This is a genomic window from Segatella intestinalis, from assembly GCF_029348455.1.
In the GTDB taxonomy this organism is placed as follows: domain Bacteria; phylum Bacteroidota; class Bacteroidia; order Bacteroidales; family Bacteroidaceae; genus Prevotella.
Genome location: NZ_JARJVV010000003.1, coordinates 42,878 through 59,006, shown reverse-complemented (window position 1 = coordinate 59,006; position 16,129 = coordinate 42,878). Strand labels below are relative to the sequence as shown.

The following is a 16,129-nucleotide window of genomic DNA, read 5'->3' as shown; positions in this document are numbered from 1 at the left end:
AAACATTATAAGATATGAAGACAAATAATAAAGATAAGTATTTTGATATACCAAAGAATTATCAGAATTTTGTATTGGTACAAAAGACAAATGCCAAGCCAGAAGATTACGGTTACACAAAGGAGGCAGTATTGGATGTTTTGAATCTGGTCAAGAATGATTCAAACAATTATGACCTTGAAGATGACGAACTCCAAAACGACTTAGGCTGTTTCTTCAATGACGGAGTATGCGTTGAAAGAAATGTAGAGTTTGCTAAATATTGGTTTGCCAAATCTGCAGATCAAGGCAATGACTTAGCTCGTAGTAACTTGGCAGACATCTATCGTAAGGGTACAGACGGAACTGAAGTGGACCTAAAGAAAGCATTTGAATTGTATAAGGCCTGTGGTTTGCCATACGCCCACTATCGTTGTGGAGAATTTTACGAGAAAGGTTGGGGAGTAGATAAAAATATAGAAGAAGCTAAACGCTACTATTCATTAGCCTACTCAGAAGGACATCCTTTGGCTAAAAAGAAACTAAAAGAGTGGAATTTTTTAGAGGATTAAAGATGAGAAATCAAACTATACCACAAGAATATGAGCCATCCCCAAGCGAAGTTGAAAAATACATTCGCTTGTGGGATAGCTTAGACAATTATGTAAATCAAGAGAAAGCTCTTGACAAATTGTTTTTCAGCTTATGCCAAAAGAACGATACCATAGAAAATGTTCTGCTAAAATGCTCTACACTAAATGACTTCTATAGTACCAACATATTTGACATTCATACTGTTGCCAAGCATATACTATCAATTCCAGATATTGACAAGAGACTGAAAAATGGAGATTTAACTTTAGTGGATGAAATTGCCCACGTCGAAGTTGGAAAAGAAAAGAAGCAGCATTTCTTTTACTCATTTGCATCAAAATATTGCAGCCACCATCAACCATTTATGTATGCTATTTACGACAACTATGTAGAGAAAGTGTTACTGTATTTCAAAAGACGCGACAAGTTCTACAATTTCAACAATTCCGACTTACGAAACTACCCAATTTTCATCAATATCATACATAAGTTCCAAGAGAGCTATGGATTAACAGCATACAATCTAAAAGAGATAGATAAATATCTATGGCAATTAGGCAAATCTTATTACAAAAAATACAATTAAGTAACTATGTTAGGAGCAATGATTGGTGATATTGCTGGCTCAAAATATGAGTTCAACAATACGTTTGATTATGATTTCGAGATGTTCGGCGAGGGATGCGACTTCACCGATGATACCATTTGTACGGTAGCGATTGCCGATGCGATATTAAACGGGCGAAACTATCAGGAAAGTCTGTTGGATTGGTGCCGCCGCTATCCTTCTCCAAAAGGAGCGTATGGCGGTAGATTCGCAAGGTGGATTTGCTCTCTTAACCCGCAGCCATATAATAGCTTTGGCAACGGTTCTGCAATGCGAGTATCGCCAGTAGCTTGGCTCTTCGATGACCTGTCGCAGGTTTTGGAAGAGGCTGAAAAGACGGCTCTTCCTACTCATAATCATCCCGAAGGAATCAAGGGAGCCAAAGCTGTAGCTCATGCCATCTGGTATTTCCGCAAGAGCAGATTCTCAGAAGGATCTAAGGATTCTGAGAATGAGGAAACGAAGGGATTGAAAAATGAGAATGCTAAGGCTTCTAAGGATGAAAATGAAACAATACAGGGGTTCATGTCCATCGCCCGCAGCTATTACGAGGATTTCGACACACGAGTTTATCCAAAGGGCAAGTTCGATGAGACCTGTATGGATGCCGTGCCCTTATCCTTCTATCTCCTCTCGCAAGCCTCATCTTTCGAGGATGCCATTCGCCTCGCTATATCTCATGGCGGTGATAGCGATACCATCGGAGCCATCGTCGGCTCCATCGCCGAAGCCCGCTTCGGTATTCCGCAAGAAATGAAAGAGAAGGCTTTGAGCTATCTCCCTAAGGACATGACAAGAATATATCAACTATTTAAAGCCAACAATGAAATAAAGAAAATAGATAAAAAATACAAGAAATAGTTGTTTGTAAGCGAAACTTTCTTACCGACTTTCATCGCCAAAACACATTAAATGCTCTTAAGGAGGTTAAGGAAATGCTAAACCATTCATATACCAGTTTTCTATAAAATGCATATTTTCCACCTTCATTTGGATGGAAAATCAAATATAATCCCACAAAAGGGAATAGCATTAATCTTAATAGGCAACCACCCATTACAACAGTTTGAATAAACTTGTTTGAAATATTCCAAGAGTATCCATTAATATTTCCCTTTGGATCTTGGTAAACCTTCATATCTCCACCTCCATTTTTCTGCAAAAATACAAAAGGTTTTAGAATAATCCTATTTTTTCTGCTTATTTTTCTCATTTAGTATAGAAGAAAAGAGAAATAATTTGTTTTTTCGAAAAATAGTCTTAACTTTGCCCCACATTAATAAAGAAAATTATGCAAATGCAAGAATATCAATTGGATTTCGTAACCTATTGCGTGGGAAACTTAGCCGATCGATTGAACATGAGTGCCAGCAAGGTATTTCAGATGCTACGATCAACAAATATCTTAAACGGCTACATGATACCATGCTATGATGTACTCCATACTTTCAGCAAGGAGTATATCATGGACGTTTTGATTAACTTGTTAAAAAAACGAGGAGCGCTAAAATGACAGTTTATCACGCATCAAATTTCATCATTGAATCACCTGACATTTATCATTCTCGTGATTTATTGGATTTCGGTAAGGGATTCTATCTCACATCACTTATCGAACAGGCAAAGAAATATGCCCAGCGATTTCTCTATCAAGGTGATAAAGCATATCTTAATCATTATAATTTAGACGAAAACTTAGACAATAAATTTAACATCAAAGAATTCGGTGATTACAACGAAGAATGGTTAGACTTTGTAACTCTATGCCGACTTGGCAAACTGTCAAGTAAGTACGATATGATTACAGGAGGTATAGCGGATGATAAAGTATTCAACACTGTAGATTTGTATTTTTCTGGTAACATCAGTAAAGAAGAAGCACTTAAGCGTTTAAAGTTTATCCATCCTAATCATCAAATATGCATTTTAAATCAAGAACTCATAAACAAACATTTGCATTTTCTTAAATCAGATGAAATTAAATAAGGAGACTTTTATGGAAGCTAATAAGACAATTCTTCAAATGAAATACGCTCGCATAGTATCAATTTTCGCAGAACAAACGGGCATTACTTTGGAAGATGCTTTAGTTTTTTTTTATGCATCTTCCATTTATCAAATGATGCACTTAGGCATCGCGGATATTCATTGCAGAAGCGATGGATACTTGGCAGAATTAGTAAAAGAAGAATGGAAAAAGCAGAAATAAAATCGCATAGAAACACTTTCCCTTCTCAAAGGGAAAACAAAAGCAGCACGACACTTGTCATGCTGCTTTTTTATTATGATTTAGTTTACTCGCTTGCAAGTAATTCTCTGCTTATATTGTGGACCTTCCTCTAAGGTAGCTTCCAACACTACTATATTATTTTTGAAAGAAAGAACAGTACATGTCTCTATTTCATCTTCATCAACGGAATCATAAAAGATGATTTTATTTCCAGACACCTCATACGTATTAGCAGAACTTTCTGGATGCCAACCATTATTATAATACCAATACCATCTATAGGTACCGTCTCCCTTAAACTGGATACGCCTGCTATCCTCTTCGGGAATATCCTTGTCTACTTTAATCAGGTTTTCATCCTCCGTGTCATCATATCCCCAACCAGAAATATGAGTCATTTGCCACATCCCGACAATATTTGTCTTGATGTCATCAGAAGAAAGTCCATCATCATCAGATGAACAAGCGGTGAAAGACACCATTGAAAACAAGGCGAAAAGAATCGCCATTAAAGAAAAATGTAACTTTTTCATAAGTTGTGCCCGTCATGCCGATAGCTAAGCTTTTAATGTTATTAAATTAGTTCACTTGATAGATTGTTATTGCGAAGCCATCGTTCTCTACATCACCTACGGATACAAAACACGTGGACGAAACTTGTCCAAATTGCAGCCGTAGGAAAAGCTGATTAGAACAACAAGTAACGCCCACGATATAGCGGACGTTCACTATCTGTCGTTTCTAATGCTCTTTTTGAAATTTCCTACGTTCCAATTTGCATGACCGAATAGCAAACGCTAATTTAACCATCAAAAAAAATAGAAATCAATCTCATACGAGAATTCATTCTGATTGCAAAAGTATAAAAACTTTCTGAATAATCAGCATTTACCATTCACTTTTTTTCGTCAACTTCTTCTTTTTTATCTTTATTTCTCCTCGAAATAACTACCCGCTTCCATCTTGCAATCCATCGCACGGCACTTGTTGTAGCGCTCTCTCGCCCTATTCTCTCTTGCAAACATCTTCTTGGTACCTGCCTCATCTTCCGAGAACTGGAGATGATTGTCAATACCCATATCAAGAGCGATATTCTCCACATCCAGATCGTCAGTACCAATGAAAGTGAAGGTCCAGTTCTGCTTCTTCAATTTCTCGATAAGATTCTTGATCATCTTCAGACTATACTCCTCACTGCAATTCTCCTCGCCATCCGTGATAATAGTTACCAACACACTGTCATCCTCGGTGGTCAAGGCATTGATCTTGGCGATACCCATTCCGATGGCATCGTAAAGAGGAGTGGCACCACAAGGATTATAATCCTTTGCCTTCAAAGGATTGGCATTAGAGGCACGCACGTTATCATAGAACACATTGGTATGCGTGCTGTCGAAGGTGATCAGGGTGACACGCTGCTCTAAGTCGGCATGCGTCTTCTGCATTTTCTGAATCGTGATCAGGGTCTCGTTGATGCCCACCAGTGCCTGGCGCTCGATAATACTCATGCTTCCACTCTCGTCTACTACCAAAAGATTGAATATTCGTTTCATAATTTGTTTTCTCCTATTTTTTATTGAACTTTAGCAAGTTCAGTAAATAATCCTACTTTCGATGGATTCAGAACTACGGCCGTTGTCTTCTTCCTTTATCTATTATAAGAAAATAACGAACCAAAAATTAAGCAAGGGAGAAAAATGGCAATAAAAAGAGGGTGTGTCATAAGTCTGTGACGCACCCTCTTAACAAACAATTTCTACTTCAAAACTACTAAAAACAATTATCTTGGCAGGTTGAAAGCCTTAGTCATTTCGGCCATTTCCTCCTGGCTCATACCATCAGGTTCAAAACCCATACATTTGGCATCGATATATATCTTTGCACTCTTGGAGAGTACGTCTATCTGGTCGAAGGCATCCATCACGTCAAGACCCTTGGCGAATACGCCATGCTTCTCCCACATCACTACGTCGTAGTCTTCCAACTCCTTCAGAGTTCCCTCGGCAAGTTCAAGACTGCCTGGCAACTTATATGGCACTATACCCAGTCCGAGCGGACAGAATGCCTTGGTCTCAGGAATCATGCTCCAGAGCAGATTGCTCAGCACGTCCTTGCCCATAAACTTCTTGTTGTGGCTCATGGCAATGAGCTCGATGGGATGAGTATGAACTGTGGCCTTATAGTTGGAACCTTTCTCGATAAGACGGGCATGAACCGACAGATGGCTTGGCAACTCGGATGTAGGCATCACGGCATTGTCGGCAATGATTTCGTAGCTGGCACAATCGTCCAGAATACGAATGACAGAACCATTGTCCATAGGCCAACGAGCCAAGTCGCGCATTCGCTTGCCTGTTCCCTTGCAGAAGAAGTAACAGCCCTTCAGCGCAGGCAGGACAGTACCTATCTGCTTCACTTCGCTGATGGCAGGCAGCGCCTTCATCTCGTCATCAACAAGGTCGGTCACATTAACCGTAATATTGCCACCATTACGCTCAGCCCAACCATTCTGCCAAAGATAGCCAGCTACCTCGGCAATCTTATCCACTTCCTTCTTTAAGGCAGGACGACCCTCTAAAACACTTTTCATTTCTTGATTGTTTGTATTACTGGTTGCAAAATTAACACGAAAATATGACTATCGACCTAAAGTTTTGATATTTTAGCCAAGACTTTTGACAAGTTACAAAAATAATTTGTATCTTTGCACGTATGAATTCATTGAACACCAACAACATCAAATGGAGCGAGAATGTAATCATCGCTGATGCAGACTATATCGACAAGGTGGCATTCGACCTTATCGTAAACTTTGAGCGTATGATCAACCGCCGCATCCAGCCTGCCGACATGGCTCAGTGGGCTGTATGTATTGCCCTCGACGGTGGACTAAGAGAAGGTGAGCACGAGACGCAACTGGTACTCATACACAGCCAGCAATCGAAGGCGATGCAGAACTTCAGCCCTTCCGACTATGAGAAGGACCTGAACGCCAAAGCCTTCAAGGATCCACGTCTGGGCGAGTTCGTCATCTCTTCATATCCTACGGAAGAAAAGATGGTGGGCAAAGACGATTTCCTCGTAGACGTAGCCCGCACGGTTTGCAATGCCAAGGAGGTGAAACGAGTGATGATCATTCCCAACTCGGAGGAAGGCGATGCCTACGACCAGTTGCGCGACATGCTTCGCAAGGTAGACGACGAGAAACGCGTCACTCTCTTTGCCATGCAGCCTCTTCCCGGCGGCAACTTCCGACAAGAAATACTGGGCTATTCGCTGATGAATGCCTTAGGCATATCAGCAAATGAAATAAAATAAGCTGATGGACGTCAGCAAATAAAATAAGCTGATGAATATCAGCAAATAAAATGAGCTAAAACAAGAAATAATAACATTAAACATTTATACTTAAATGAGTAGAGTACTTATGATTGGCGCAGGTGGCGTCGCTACCGTGGCAGCCTTTAAGATTGTCCAGAACCAGGACGTTTTTACAGAGTTCATGATTGCCAGCCGCCGCAAGGAAAAATGCGACAAGTTGGTGAAGTCTATCCACGATAAAGGCTACAAGATGGACATCCAGACAGCCGAGGTGGATGCCGACGATGTGGAGCAGTTGAAAGCCCTCTTCAACAGCTACAAACCTGAGTTGGTCATCAATCTCGCTCTGCCCTATCAGGACCTCACCATCATGGACGCCTGCTTAGCCTGCGGTTGCAACTATATGGACACGGCCAACTACGAGCCCAAGGACGAGGCTCACTTTGAGTATTCATGGCAATGGGCTTACAAGGACAAGTTTGAAAAAGCTGGTCTTTGCGCTATCCTTGGCTGCGGCTTCGACCCTGGTGTTTCGGGCATTTTTACTGCATACGCTGCCAAGCATCACTTCGACGAGATCGAGGTTCTCGACATCGTAGACTGCAATGCCGGCAATCACCACAAGGCTTTCGCAACCAACTTCAACCCAGAAATCAACATCCGTGAGATTACCCAGAAAGGTCTGTGGTACAAGAATGGTGAATGGATTGAGACCGACCCTCTGTCTATCCACAAGCCTCTCACCTATCCTAACATCGGTCCTCGCGAGAGCTATCTGATGCACCACGAGGAGCTGGAGAGCCTGGTAAAGAACTATCCTACCATCAAGGAGGCTCGCTTCTGGATGACATTCGGTCAGCAGTATCTCACCTATCTCGACTGTATAGAGAACCTCGGCATGAGCCGCATCGACGAGATAGAATACGAGGCTCCATTGGCCGACGGCTCCGGCAAGACTGCCAAGGTGAAGATCGTACCACTGCAATTCCTCAAGGCCGTATTGCCTAACCCTCAGGACCTCGGCGAGAACTACGACGGAGAGACCTCTATCGGTTGCCGCATCCGCGGAAAGAAGGACGGCAAGGAGCACACCTATTATGTTTACAACAACTGCAAGCATCAGGAAGCATACAACGAGACCGGCATGCAGGGCGTAAGCTATACCACGGGTGTGCCAGCCATGATCGGTGCCATGATGTTCCTCAAGGGCATCTGGAAGAAACCAGGTGTATGGAACGTTGAGGAGTTCGACCCAGATCCATTCATGGAGCAGCTCAACAAGCAGGGATTGCCTTGGCACGAGGTGTTCGACGGCGACTTGGAGATTGACTAATCATTATCAAAATACCCCCTTAGTGACGGCGAAGACAGAATGGTACTATTCATACCAAGCCGTTTTTATCGTCACTAAGTCATAAAACATTAGAAAGATATGGCAAAGAAAGACGAAATAAAGGAAGGAACCCTGAACCCCAACGAGGGTAAGCTGAAGGCCCTTCAGGCTGCCATGGCCAAGATAGAGAAAGACTTCGGTAAGGGATCTATCATGAAGCTTGGCGACGAGCACATTGAGAATATAGAGGTGATTCCTACTGGAAGTATCGCCCTCGATATGGCCTTGGGCGTAGGCGGCTACCCCAAGGGACGAATCATTGAAATCTATGGTCCGGAATCTTCTGGTAAGACCACACTTGCCATCCATGCCATCGCAGAGGCTCAGAAAGCTGGAGGTATTGCCGCATTCATCGATGCCGAGCATGCCTTCGACCGTTTCTATGCTGCCAAGTTGGGCGTAGATGTTGACAACCTGTGGATTTCGCAGCCCGACAATGGTGAACAGGCGCTTCAGATAGCCGACCAGCTGATCAGTTCGGCTGCGGTAGACATCGTTGTCATCGACTCTGTGGCTGCCCTGACTCCTAAGAAGGAAATTGAGGGCGACATGGGTGACAATGTTGTAGGACTCCAGGCCCGACTGATGAGCCAGGCTCTGCGCAAGCTCACCTCTACCATCAGCAAGACCAATACCACCTGTATCTTCATCAACCAGTTGCGCGAGAAGATAGGTATTATGTTCGGAAACCCTGAGACAACAACGGGTGGCAATGCCCTGAAGTTCTACGCTTCTGTACGCCTCGACATCCGCAAGGCTACAGCCATCAAGGATGGCGATAATGTTATCGGAAACCTGGTGCGCGTAAAGGTGGTCAAGAACAAGGTGGCTCCTCCTTTCCGCAAGGCTGAGTTCGACATCATGTTTGGCGAAGGCATCAGCCATGCAGGCGAAGTTTTCAATCTGGGCGTGGAGCATGGCATCATCAAGAAGAGCGGAAGCTGGTACAGCTATAATGGCTCCAACCTGGGACAGGGTGCCGACCCAACCAAGCTGATACTGAAGGATAACCCTGAGCTTCTCGAAGAAATAGAAGCCAAGGTACGCGAGGCGCTTGCCAATGCAGAATAAGTAAGGTGTTGTTTGCCCTCATGAAAGAGACATAGCGCTCATGATGGTAACCTTATAAAACATAAGAATCCCCGACAGAAGGAAACGATATCCTTGCTGTCGGGGATTTCTTATTTCCTTCTTCTTATTTCATTCTTCTTATTTCATACATCTCTCACAGAAGACGATAGGTAAAACATTGCCTACCAGCATCTATGCGCAACACAGAGATGCCTGATGCTGATCCTTGTAGGGTAAGGACGGCATGTTTTCCGTCGGCTGACGTGGTCTGCTGAAGCAGTCGACCAGCCACATCATATAGTCGCAACGACTTTAGTTCTGTCCCCAACACGATGATTCTACCACCCTCTCGCTTGATGGTGAAAGAAGGTGCTATTATAGCTACAGTCCCTATGGACGTTGGAGTACCTTGTGAGAGTGTTAGGATATCACCCTTACGATGCAGGTAATAGGTGGCGGACTGCGGATCAGCAAGTTCCACCTGCTGCCCGTCTATCTCACCCATCACCATCACACGATAGGTATGCCCATCTTCCCATGACAGGTCGCCCTTACGCAACCAATAACTAAAGAGAGGCACAGACAGGGACGACGAGACAGACACCCGGTCATCAATGCCCTTAACCTGCGTCTTTTCGTGGGTCATCAAGTCTTCGCAGAACATTGATACATTTCCTTCATAGTTACGACCTTCAGACGTACGCAGCAAGACTGCCATTTTGAAGAGAGATATTTTCGACACATCAACGCTGCCTGATTCTATTTTTTCATGCGAGTCATCAGCAAAAAAGACTTCAACCTGATCCATGAGAGGCTTTTCCTGTGCCTTGAGCACTTCGATATAGGCAGCATCCTTATCGTGAATAAGGTTGACGGGATAAACCATCGTTTCTTCCGCATCAGCCGACAAAGAAAGTTGCACTTCATAACGTCCTGGAGTCATGCTGCTTGGCAAAGAAAGAACGATGGGAATCTCAGCTTCGGTAAAGCCCTCTATCTCGGTCAACTCATCCACACGAGTATTGAGCACTACCGCCTTCCTATCGTCGAGCAACCGCACCCTCAGATAACAGTCGCGAGGCACACCATTCAGGTTTTTCAATGTGAAAAAGGTCAATACCTTTCCACCCTGCTCTGCTTGACCTGAGAGCCTGGGCTGCGACATCAACTGAAAAACAACATCAGTAGAACATATTTCAGAGATGCGACCTCGTCCATCAGATAGTTCCACCTCTATGATGGGAGCCTTCTTCATCGCGAAGAATTCATCCCACGAACCATCCTCTCGTTGAGCTACACATACAGGGACCAACCGATAATAACCATTTTCCAAACCTGTAAGTTTCATTTTTACAGACTGAACTTGATTGACAAGATAATCGCTTCCCATAAACCCTGCATCGCTTCCACCATAGAGTCGTTGAGTAAAACCGCCTATAGCGTGATCGTCGGTATAAGCCACCTGTCGGCATGTACCCTCAGCATCATAAACAGCTATGCCCACATCACCCTTGAAAGGCTTACCCTTATTGACAAAAGAGTTCATATCGATGGTCAACGACTGAGAAGCAAGGAAGCTTTTATCTTCTGCATCTTTTAGAAGAACAGCCCCACCCTCATTAAACATCAACTGAGGAGATGACTCCAAAAGTCCACGCTCTATTGCGGGATATTTGCCATTATTGGGATGTGCCAAGATGGCCATAATAGCACGATTGAAGGCCAAGGGCTTGCCTTGGAACTCGCTTCCCGTCTGTGAGAGGCTAAGATTGGTGAGCGAATAGTAGGCATCGCCCTGTCCATCCCATCCAAAATTCATGTGGAAAAGACCATTCTCATCAAACCCATCAGTTACCCAAGCATGACCTGAAGCATTACCTGCAGGACGACCTTCCAGATAAACAGGACAACCATTAAGTAATTCCTGCCGCAAGATCTGCGCAAAACGAGTCGGACCTTCGACAGCCTTGGTGACATAAGCCGCAGTATAGTCGAAATTTTTCTGAAGAGCCTGATACGCAAAAATACCTTGTGTACCACTTGAAGCTGGGGTGTACTGCATGAAGGAAGCTACCCCCACATCGTTCATCAATAAGGCTACAGCATCCTCTTGCTCCTTTGTCGCAGATACAGGATAATTATAATCGGGCAGCATATTCGCCCAATCGTAGTGCGACTGACTAAAGTCTGCACTCTTCATCGTATTATAATAGGTGACGCGATATTCGTTTTTACCACTCCCCTGAGCAGGCCATTGATAGTAATACATCATCTGGGCCACCGCTGTTGCCACACACCCACTATAGGGATAACCCGTCTGGGCATTAAACGGATGCGACTGTCCCCACTTGCTTTTCAACAAGGGAGATACGGTCTTCGAGAACAACCCCGAACGGGCTTTTCTCTGCACCATCACCCGCCCTTCTTTCAGCACATCATACGTTTGACGATAAGCCTCCAGGAGTAGCTTTACACCAGGATTAGCCTGTAGTGTATCGAGGGTTCCCTCGGTGCTATAGGCCAACACATCGCCCATATCATCGTCACCAGCAACAACGACAAAACCTTTGCCCTGTGCATCGTTATAAATATAATAAGGTGCCAAGGCTGCAGGACGAAGTCCCTTTGCCCGCGCTTGAGCCTTCACGTCGCAAGACAGGGTGATGTACTTCTTGGCTATCTCTACAGCTTGTTTCGGATAGACATCTTTGCCATAAGCAGCTTGGCAGACGGCTACTAACATCCACACGACCAGCGAGCATATCACTGTCAGGGAGCAGCCATCAGCCAAGGAGTGGTGTTTATTCAACATATTTCTATTACGTATTCTTCGAATTATAGGAAAGCAATGGTCAGACCAGCCATCACGATGCTGACCATTGACATGAGTTTGATAAGAATGTTGAGCGACGGACCGGAAGTGTCCTTGAACGGGTCGCCTACGGTATCGCCCACAATAGTCGCCTTGTGGTTCTCGCTGCCCTTTCCTTCAAAGCTTCCCTCTTCTATCATCTTCTTGGCATTGTCCCATGCGCCTCCCGAATTGGACATGAACACAGCAAGGGTAAAGCCTGCTGCCAGACCGCCGGTGAGAAGTCCGAGAACTCCAGCCACACCCAACACAAGACCCACAACGATAGGAATAATGATGGCGAGCAAAGAAGGGATGATCATCTCGCGTTGTGCGCTACGGGTACTTATCTCCACACATCGACCATAGTCAGGCGTAGCTTTGCCTTCGAGTATTCCCTTGATCTCACGGAACTGGCGGCGTACCTCCTGAACCATCGATTCTGCAGCACGGCCTACTGCTCCCATGGTCAAGCCACAGAACAGGAATGCTGCCATGGCTCCGAGGAATGCTCCAACTAAAACCTTAGGGTTGATGAGGTTTACCTGGAAGAAGTTGATGAAATCTATTGTTGTTGCATTCGAAGGATCGAAGACATTGCCAGCTGCGTCTACATACTGTTTTCCGTTCTCTACGGCACGTATCATGGCTATCTTGATCTCCTCGATGTAGGATGCAAGAAGGGCAAGAGCCGTCAGAGCTGCCGAACCGATGGCAAAGCCCTTGCCTGTGGCAGCTGTCGTATTGCCCAGGGCATCGAGCGCATCAGTACGCTCACGAACCTCCTTGCCCAATCCGCTCATCTCAGCATTTCCGCCAGCATTGTCGGCTATAGGTCCATAGGCATCTGTGGCAAGGGTGATGCCGAGAGTCGACAGCATGCCCACTGCCGCGATGCCGATGCCATAAAGGCCGGTGCTGATAGATTTGGCCGACAGTGACATATCGAAGCCATTGGCACAAAGATAACTCAGCATGATGGCTACAGAGATGGTGACAACGGGAATCATGGTGGAAATCATTCCCGTGCCTATACCTTTTATGATAACTGTGGCAGGACCTGTCTGAGATGCCTCGGCTATCTTCTGTGTTGGCTTATAACTCTGAGAGGTGTAATATTCTGTTGCCTGTCCGATGATGACTCCAGCCACAAGACCGCTGATGACCGAGAAAGAAAGGCCGAGCCAGTTCTCTATGCCCAACAGATAGAGAATGGCGAATGTGGCAACGGCTATAAGTGCCGCGCTGACATTGGTGCCAAGTCCCAACGAGTGGAGAAGCTCTTTCATGGAAGCGCCTTCCTTGGTACGAACCAAGAAGATACCGATGAGAGACAGGAAGATGCCGATGGCTGCGATAACCATAGGTGCGATGACGGCACGCAGCTGCATATCGCTATTCATGGCAAAAGCCGTGGCTCCCAAGGCGGCTGTCGACAATATCGAACCGCAATAGCTCTCGTAGAGGTCGGCTCCCATTCCTGCCACATCGCCCACATTGTCGCCCACATTGTCGGCTATGGTAGCTGGATTGCGAGGATCGTCTTCAGGAATATTCGCCTCTACCTTGCCCACGAGGTCGGCTCCCACATCGGCAGCCTTGGTATAAATTCCTCCTCCCACACGGGCAAAGAGTGCCTGGGTGGAAGCACCCATGCCAAAGGTCAGCATGGTGGTGGTAATGGTGACAAGGGCTGCGGCCTCTCCTTCGTACACCGCATTAAGAACAATAAACCAGATGGCAATATCGAGCAAACCGAGTCCCACCACCACGAGTCCCATCACGGCACCGCTCCGGAAGGCTATCTTCAGACCTTTGTCCAGTCCGGTGCGTGCACCATGGGCTGTACGGGCAGAAGCATAAGTAGCGGTCTTCATGCCAAAGAATCCTGCCAAACCAGAGAAGAGTCCGCCGGTGAGGAAGGCAAAGGGCACCCATGGATTCTGCACCTTCAGCACATAAGCCATGAAGGCGAAAACAATGGCGAGAACGACGAAGACGGCCGTCACCACCTTGTACTGCTGCTTGAGGTAAGCCATAGCACCCTTTCTTACATGCTCTGCGATTTCTTTCATCCTGTCTGTACCTTCATCCTCTTTCATCATGGTGCGGAAGAAGAACCATGCCATTCCCAATGCCACAACGCTGGCTATTGGAATGAGCCAAAATACTAATGGAATGCTGTTCATAATGCTATATTTGTTGGTTAGTAATAATTCCATTTATTCGTTGGTGTATAACGATGGTGCAAATATAATAAATTTATTAATACGAAAGAGGAAAAACTGAATATTTATTTTATGACACTTAATGACACACTTCGATAAACAAAGAAAATCCTAACTACTTAGCAAGCAGTCAGGATTTTATCGTGTGCGCCTGATAGGACTCGAACCTACACGGCCTGAACCACTAGATCCTAAGTCTAGCGCGTCTACCAATTTCGCCACAAGCGCATTTGCGAGTGCAAAGATACAACTTATATTTCAATTAGAAGAAGAAAAAGACAAAAAACTTGGAAGTTGCTTGCTTTTTCGCAATTTTATTACTATTTTTGCAAACTGAGATAATGGTGCGAATCTATACCTCAAAGAACTTTAGCAAGTTCAGTTACAATTACTTCCCAACTTGCGAAGCCAGAATTACTAACTAAAAAAGATGATATCACAGATGAATATACCAACTATTTTTACCCAGGTAGAGTTTTTCTACTCATTAGCATGCTATACCTATATATTGTCTGGCGTGATATGTGGCGTTGTCAGATGGTTTCACATGTGTCATCCGTTCGACAAATGGGGGGGGCGACTTCTTCTACCCTGCTCGCCGACAGATGACATTCTTTTACACAGCAACGGCTTTGCAGTTGCCTTACGTATTGTGTCCTGGCGACCCAGGAACCTGGCTATTTGCCCGTAGCTTCGGTATACTCTACTATCCCGTATGCTTCACCATACTCTACCATCGCTATTTCCAAACGGATAAACCTTGGCGTCAATGGTCGGCAGTGACCTATTTCGTCACCCCGTTCCTATTGCTGGGTGGGCTTTTATTTATCGTCTTTTTCCATCAGAACAATCTACTCATCCCCTACAAGTTAACATGGGAGATTGCCATGGGAGGTGTCAGCATCCTACTTTCCATCCATCTCTTCAAGGAGTGTAAATGGCTTATTAAGAAAGTAGATAGTTACCACACACAGAACTACTCCAACGAATCCGACTTCCCCTTCTCCTTTGCCAAGAAGATATTGCACTTGCCAGCCTTAGGGCTTCTCATAATGTGGGTCCTGTTTATTCTTGACAACCAAATGGTCAAAGCATATATTGACCTATTTATGGCAGCATGGCAGGTTCAGTTCCTCTGCCGCATTCTGCACCCCAACAAAACGATTCACTCTGAGCAAAATAAAAACAATATGGACTTCATAGAAAACGAAAACATGGAGCAAATCTTGCAGGAGAAAGAATTATTTGAGAAAATCGTACAGACGGCAGATGGTCAAGTATTAGAAGAAGCCCCTATAGACGACACATCCGATGAGCCAAAACTCATCACATATAATAAGGAGAAACTACGACTGCAGATGGAACAGGAAAACTGGGAGTCGGTAAAAAACGAGGTGCTGACCATCGTAAGCCGCAGATATCTGGAACCCAGCCTGAAGCGAATAGAAGTGGTGCGCGATGTCAGTTCGATGAACCACACTCTGGCAGGCACCTTCATCACACAAGTGGGATTCTACAGACTGGTCAACGCTTTCCGCATCCGTCATTACGAAAGGCTGATGGCGTCCGACTCTTCTGCCAACATAGGACAGGAAGCCGCTGCCGAGCTGTGCGGTTTCAAGAACAGATGGGGACTCACCAATGCCAGAAAGCGACTCAAAGACTTCGACTACGACCTGATAGAGAAGTATGTGAGCTGAACTTTTTACCTTTTTTTACTCGACTTTCGCTTTACTCAACTTCCGCAAATAGGGATATTCAACAACCTTATCCGTATGGAGGGGAAAATGATATAAAAGCACAATATAGGTACAAAAACTGCTTGAAAGGAATAAAATCAACGTGAACGTGCGGT

The 16,129-nt window shown here is 44.9% G+C and carries 16 protein-coding genes and 1 tRNA gene; 10 read left to right on the top strand and 7 right to left on the bottom strand.

Annotation, left to right across the window (positions count from 1 at the left end; translation table 11 throughout):
• The first annotated feature begins 14 nt into the window (after positions 1 to 14).
• Genes P3T48_RS02435 through P3T48_RS02425 form a run of 3 tightly spaced genes read left to right on the top strand, consistent with a single transcriptional unit; the run spans position 15 to position 2,041 of the window.
• Positions 15 to 551, top strand: a complete 537-nt coding sequence (locus P3T48_RS02435; protein WP_276505493.1) for a tetratricopeptide repeat protein — start codon at positions 15 to 17, stop codon at positions 549 to 551.
• Positions 530 to 1,159 carry an HI_0787 family protein gene (locus tag P3T48_RS02430; RefSeq protein WP_276505492.1) on the top strand — a complete coding sequence of 210 codons (630 nt, stop codon included), beginning with the start codon at positions 530 to 532 and terminating at the stop codon, positions 1,157 to 1,159. Before P3T48_RS02435 ends, P3T48_RS02430 begins: the two co-directional genes overlap by 22 nt.
• Positions 1,160 to 1,165: 6 nt before the next feature.
• Complete coding sequence (locus tag P3T48_RS02425; protein ID WP_276505491.1) at positions 1,166 to 2,041, top strand: ADP-ribosylglycohydrolase family protein; 876 nt, start codon at positions 1,166 to 1,168, stop codon at positions 2,039 to 2,041.
• Between the two features lie 31 nt (positions 2,042 to 2,072).
• On the opposite strand, the gene P3T48_RS02420 is transcribed toward P3T48_RS02425, so the two are convergent.
• On the bottom strand, positions 2,073 to 2,393 hold the full coding sequence (locus P3T48_RS02420; protein ID WP_276505490.1) for a hypothetical protein: 321 nt from the start codon (positions 2,391 to 2,393) through the stop codon (positions 2,073 to 2,075).
• A gap of 78 nt (positions 2,394 to 2,471) precedes the next feature.
• On the opposite strand from P3T48_RS02420, the gene P3T48_RS02415 reads away from it, so the two are divergent.
• From P3T48_RS02415 to P3T48_RS02405, 3 genes are read left to right on the top strand one after another with little or no spacing between them, the layout of a single operon-like run.
• The gene (locus P3T48_RS02415) at positions 2,472 to 2,693 is read left to right on the top strand and encodes a DUF3791 domain-containing protein (RefSeq protein WP_346429592.1); all 222 of its coding nucleotides are present in this window, start codon (positions 2,472 to 2,474) and stop codon (positions 2,691 to 2,693) included.
• The gene (locus P3T48_RS02410) at positions 2,690 to 3,166 is read left to right on the top strand and encodes a DUF3990 domain-containing protein (RefSeq protein WP_276505489.1); all 477 of its coding nucleotides are present in this window, start codon (positions 2,690 to 2,692) and stop codon (positions 3,164 to 3,166) included. The genes P3T48_RS02415 and P3T48_RS02410 overlap by 4 nt, the downstream gene beginning before the upstream one ends.
• 10 nt (positions 3,167 to 3,176) lie before the next feature.
• Positions 3,177 to 3,389 carry a DUF3791 domain-containing protein gene (locus tag P3T48_RS02405; RefSeq protein WP_276505488.1) on the top strand — a complete coding sequence of 71 codons (213 nt, stop codon included), beginning with the start codon at positions 3,177 to 3,179 and terminating at the stop codon, positions 3,387 to 3,389.
• Between the two features lie 80 nt (positions 3,390 to 3,469).
• Here P3T48_RS02405 and P3T48_RS02400 read toward each other — a convergent pair whose 3' ends face one another.
• The 3 genes from P3T48_RS02400 to rhaD all read right to left on the bottom strand — a co-directional run bounded on the left by P3T48_RS02400 (position 3,470) and on the right by rhaD (position 6,000).
• Complete coding sequence (locus tag P3T48_RS02400; RefSeq protein WP_276505487.1) at positions 3,470 to 3,943, bottom strand: lipocalin-like domain-containing protein; 474 nt, start codon at positions 3,941 to 3,943, stop codon at positions 3,470 to 3,472.
• 396 nt (positions 3,944 to 4,339) lie between these two features.
• Positions 4,340 to 4,963: a vWA domain-containing protein gene (locus tag P3T48_RS02395; RefSeq protein ID WP_276505486.1), complete on the bottom strand. Its 624-nt coding sequence runs from the start codon at positions 4,961 to 4,963 to the stop codon at positions 4,340 to 4,342.
• Between the two features lie 227 nt (positions 4,964 to 5,190).
• Positions 5,191 to 6,000 (bottom strand): rhamnulose-1-phosphate aldolase, encoded by an 810-nt coding sequence (gene rhaD / locus P3T48_RS02390; protein ID WP_217758862.1) that lies wholly within the window; start codon positions 5,998 to 6,000, stop codon positions 5,191 to 5,193.
• A 122-nt stretch (positions 6,001 to 6,122) separates the two neighbouring features.
• Here rhaD and P3T48_RS02385 point away from each other — a divergent pair, with 122 nt between their 5' ends.
• From P3T48_RS02385 to recA, 3 genes are all read left to right on the top strand, one after another.
• Complete coding sequence (locus P3T48_RS02385) at positions 6,123 to 6,728, top strand: DUF6621 family protein (RefSeq protein ID WP_276505485.1); 606 nt, start codon at positions 6,123 to 6,125, stop codon at positions 6,726 to 6,728.
• Positions 6,729 to 6,822: 94 nt separating this feature from the next.
• Complete coding sequence (locus P3T48_RS02380) at positions 6,823 to 8,064, top strand: saccharopine dehydrogenase family protein (RefSeq protein WP_217758860.1); 1,242 nt, start codon at positions 6,823 to 6,825, stop codon at positions 8,062 to 8,064.
• Positions 8,065 to 8,163: 99 nt separating this feature from the next.
• A complete protein-coding gene (recA, locus tag P3T48_RS02375) occupies positions 8,164 to 9,195 on the top strand; it encodes a recombinase RecA (protein WP_217758859.1) in 1,032 nt (343 codons plus the stop codon).
• 154 nt (positions 9,196 to 9,349) lie between these two features.
• On the opposite strand, the gene P3T48_RS02370 is transcribed toward recA, so the two are convergent.
• The 3 genes from P3T48_RS02370 to P3T48_RS02360 form a co-directional block, all read right to left on the bottom strand.
• Positions 9,350 to 12,007 carry a C10 family peptidase gene (locus tag P3T48_RS02370; RefSeq protein WP_276505484.1) on the bottom strand — a complete coding sequence of 886 codons (2,658 nt, stop codon included), beginning with the start codon at positions 12,005 to 12,007 and terminating at the stop codon, positions 9,350 to 9,352.
• 23 nt (positions 12,008 to 12,030) lie between these two features.
• Positions 12,031 to 14,235, bottom strand: coding sequence for a sodium-translocating pyrophosphatase (locus P3T48_RS02365; protein ID WP_276505598.1), 2,205 nt, complete (start codon positions 14,233 to 14,235; stop codon positions 12,031 to 12,033).
• Positions 14,236 to 14,420: 185 nt separating this feature from the next.
• Positions 14,421 to 14,502 (bottom strand) — tRNA-Leu (locus P3T48_RS02360).
• Between the two features lie 296 nt (positions 14,503 to 14,798).
• On the opposite strand from P3T48_RS02360, the gene P3T48_RS02355 reads away from it, so the two are divergent.
• Entirely contained in the window at positions 14,799 to 15,974 is a 1,176-nt protein-coding gene (locus tag P3T48_RS02355; RefSeq protein WP_276505483.1) for a hypothetical protein, read from the top strand.
• Positions 15,975 to 16,129 lie beyond the last annotated feature (155 nt).

What these genes read in the sequence shown, in the direction of transcription:
- P3T48_RS02400 (WP_276505487.1), bottom strand. Translation starts at nt 3,943, where the DNA reads ATGAAAAAGTTACATTTTTCTTTAATGGCGATTCTTTTCGCCTTGTTT.
- P3T48_RS02395 (WP_276505486.1), bottom strand. Translation starts at nt 4,963, where the DNA reads ATGAAACGAATATTCAATCTTTTGGTAGTAGACGAGAGTGGAAGCATG.
- P3T48_RS02405 (WP_276505488.1), top strand. Translation starts at nt 3,177, where the DNA reads ATGGAAGCTAATAAGACAATTCTTCAAATGAAATACGCTCGCATAGTA.
- P3T48_RS02380 (WP_217758860.1), top strand. Translation starts at nt 6,823, where the DNA reads ATGAGTAGAGTACTTATGATTGGCGCAGGTGGCGTCGCTACCGTGGCA.
- P3T48_RS02385 (WP_276505485.1), top strand. Translation starts at nt 6,123, where the DNA reads ATGAATTCATTGAACACCAACAACATCAAATGGAGCGAGAATGTAATC.
- rhaD (WP_217758862.1), bottom strand. Translation starts at nt 6,000, where the DNA reads ATGAAAAGTGTTTTAGAGGGTCGTCCTGCCTTAAAGAAGGAAGTGGAT.
- P3T48_RS02370 (WP_276505484.1), bottom strand. Translation starts at nt 12,007, where the DNA reads ATGTTGAATAAACACCACTCCTTGGCTGATGGCTGCTCCCTGACAGTG.
- P3T48_RS02420 (WP_276505490.1), bottom strand. Translation starts at nt 2,393, where the DNA reads ATGAGAAAAATAAGCAGAAAAAATAGGATTATTCTAAAACCTTTTGTA.
- P3T48_RS02410 (WP_276505489.1), top strand. Translation starts at nt 2,690, where the DNA reads ATGACAGTTTATCACGCATCAAATTTCATCATTGAATCACCTGACATT.
- P3T48_RS02415 (WP_346429592.1), top strand. Translation starts at nt 2,472, where the DNA reads ATGCAAATGCAAGAATATCAATTGGATTTCGTAACCTATTGCGTGGGA.
- P3T48_RS02435 (WP_276505493.1), top strand. Translation starts at nt 15, where the DNA reads ATGAAGACAAATAATAAAGATAAGTATTTTGATATACCAAAGAATTAT.
- P3T48_RS02425 (WP_276505491.1), top strand. Translation starts at nt 1,166, where the DNA reads ATGTTAGGAGCAATGATTGGTGATATTGCTGGCTCAAAATATGAGTTC.
- P3T48_RS02365 (WP_276505598.1), bottom strand. Translation starts at nt 14,235, where the DNA reads ATGAACAGCATTCCATTAGTATTTTGGCTCATTCCAATAGCCAGCGTT.
- recA (WP_217758859.1), top strand. Translation starts at nt 8,164, where the DNA reads ATGGCAAAGAAAGACGAAATAAAGGAAGGAACCCTGAACCCCAACGAG.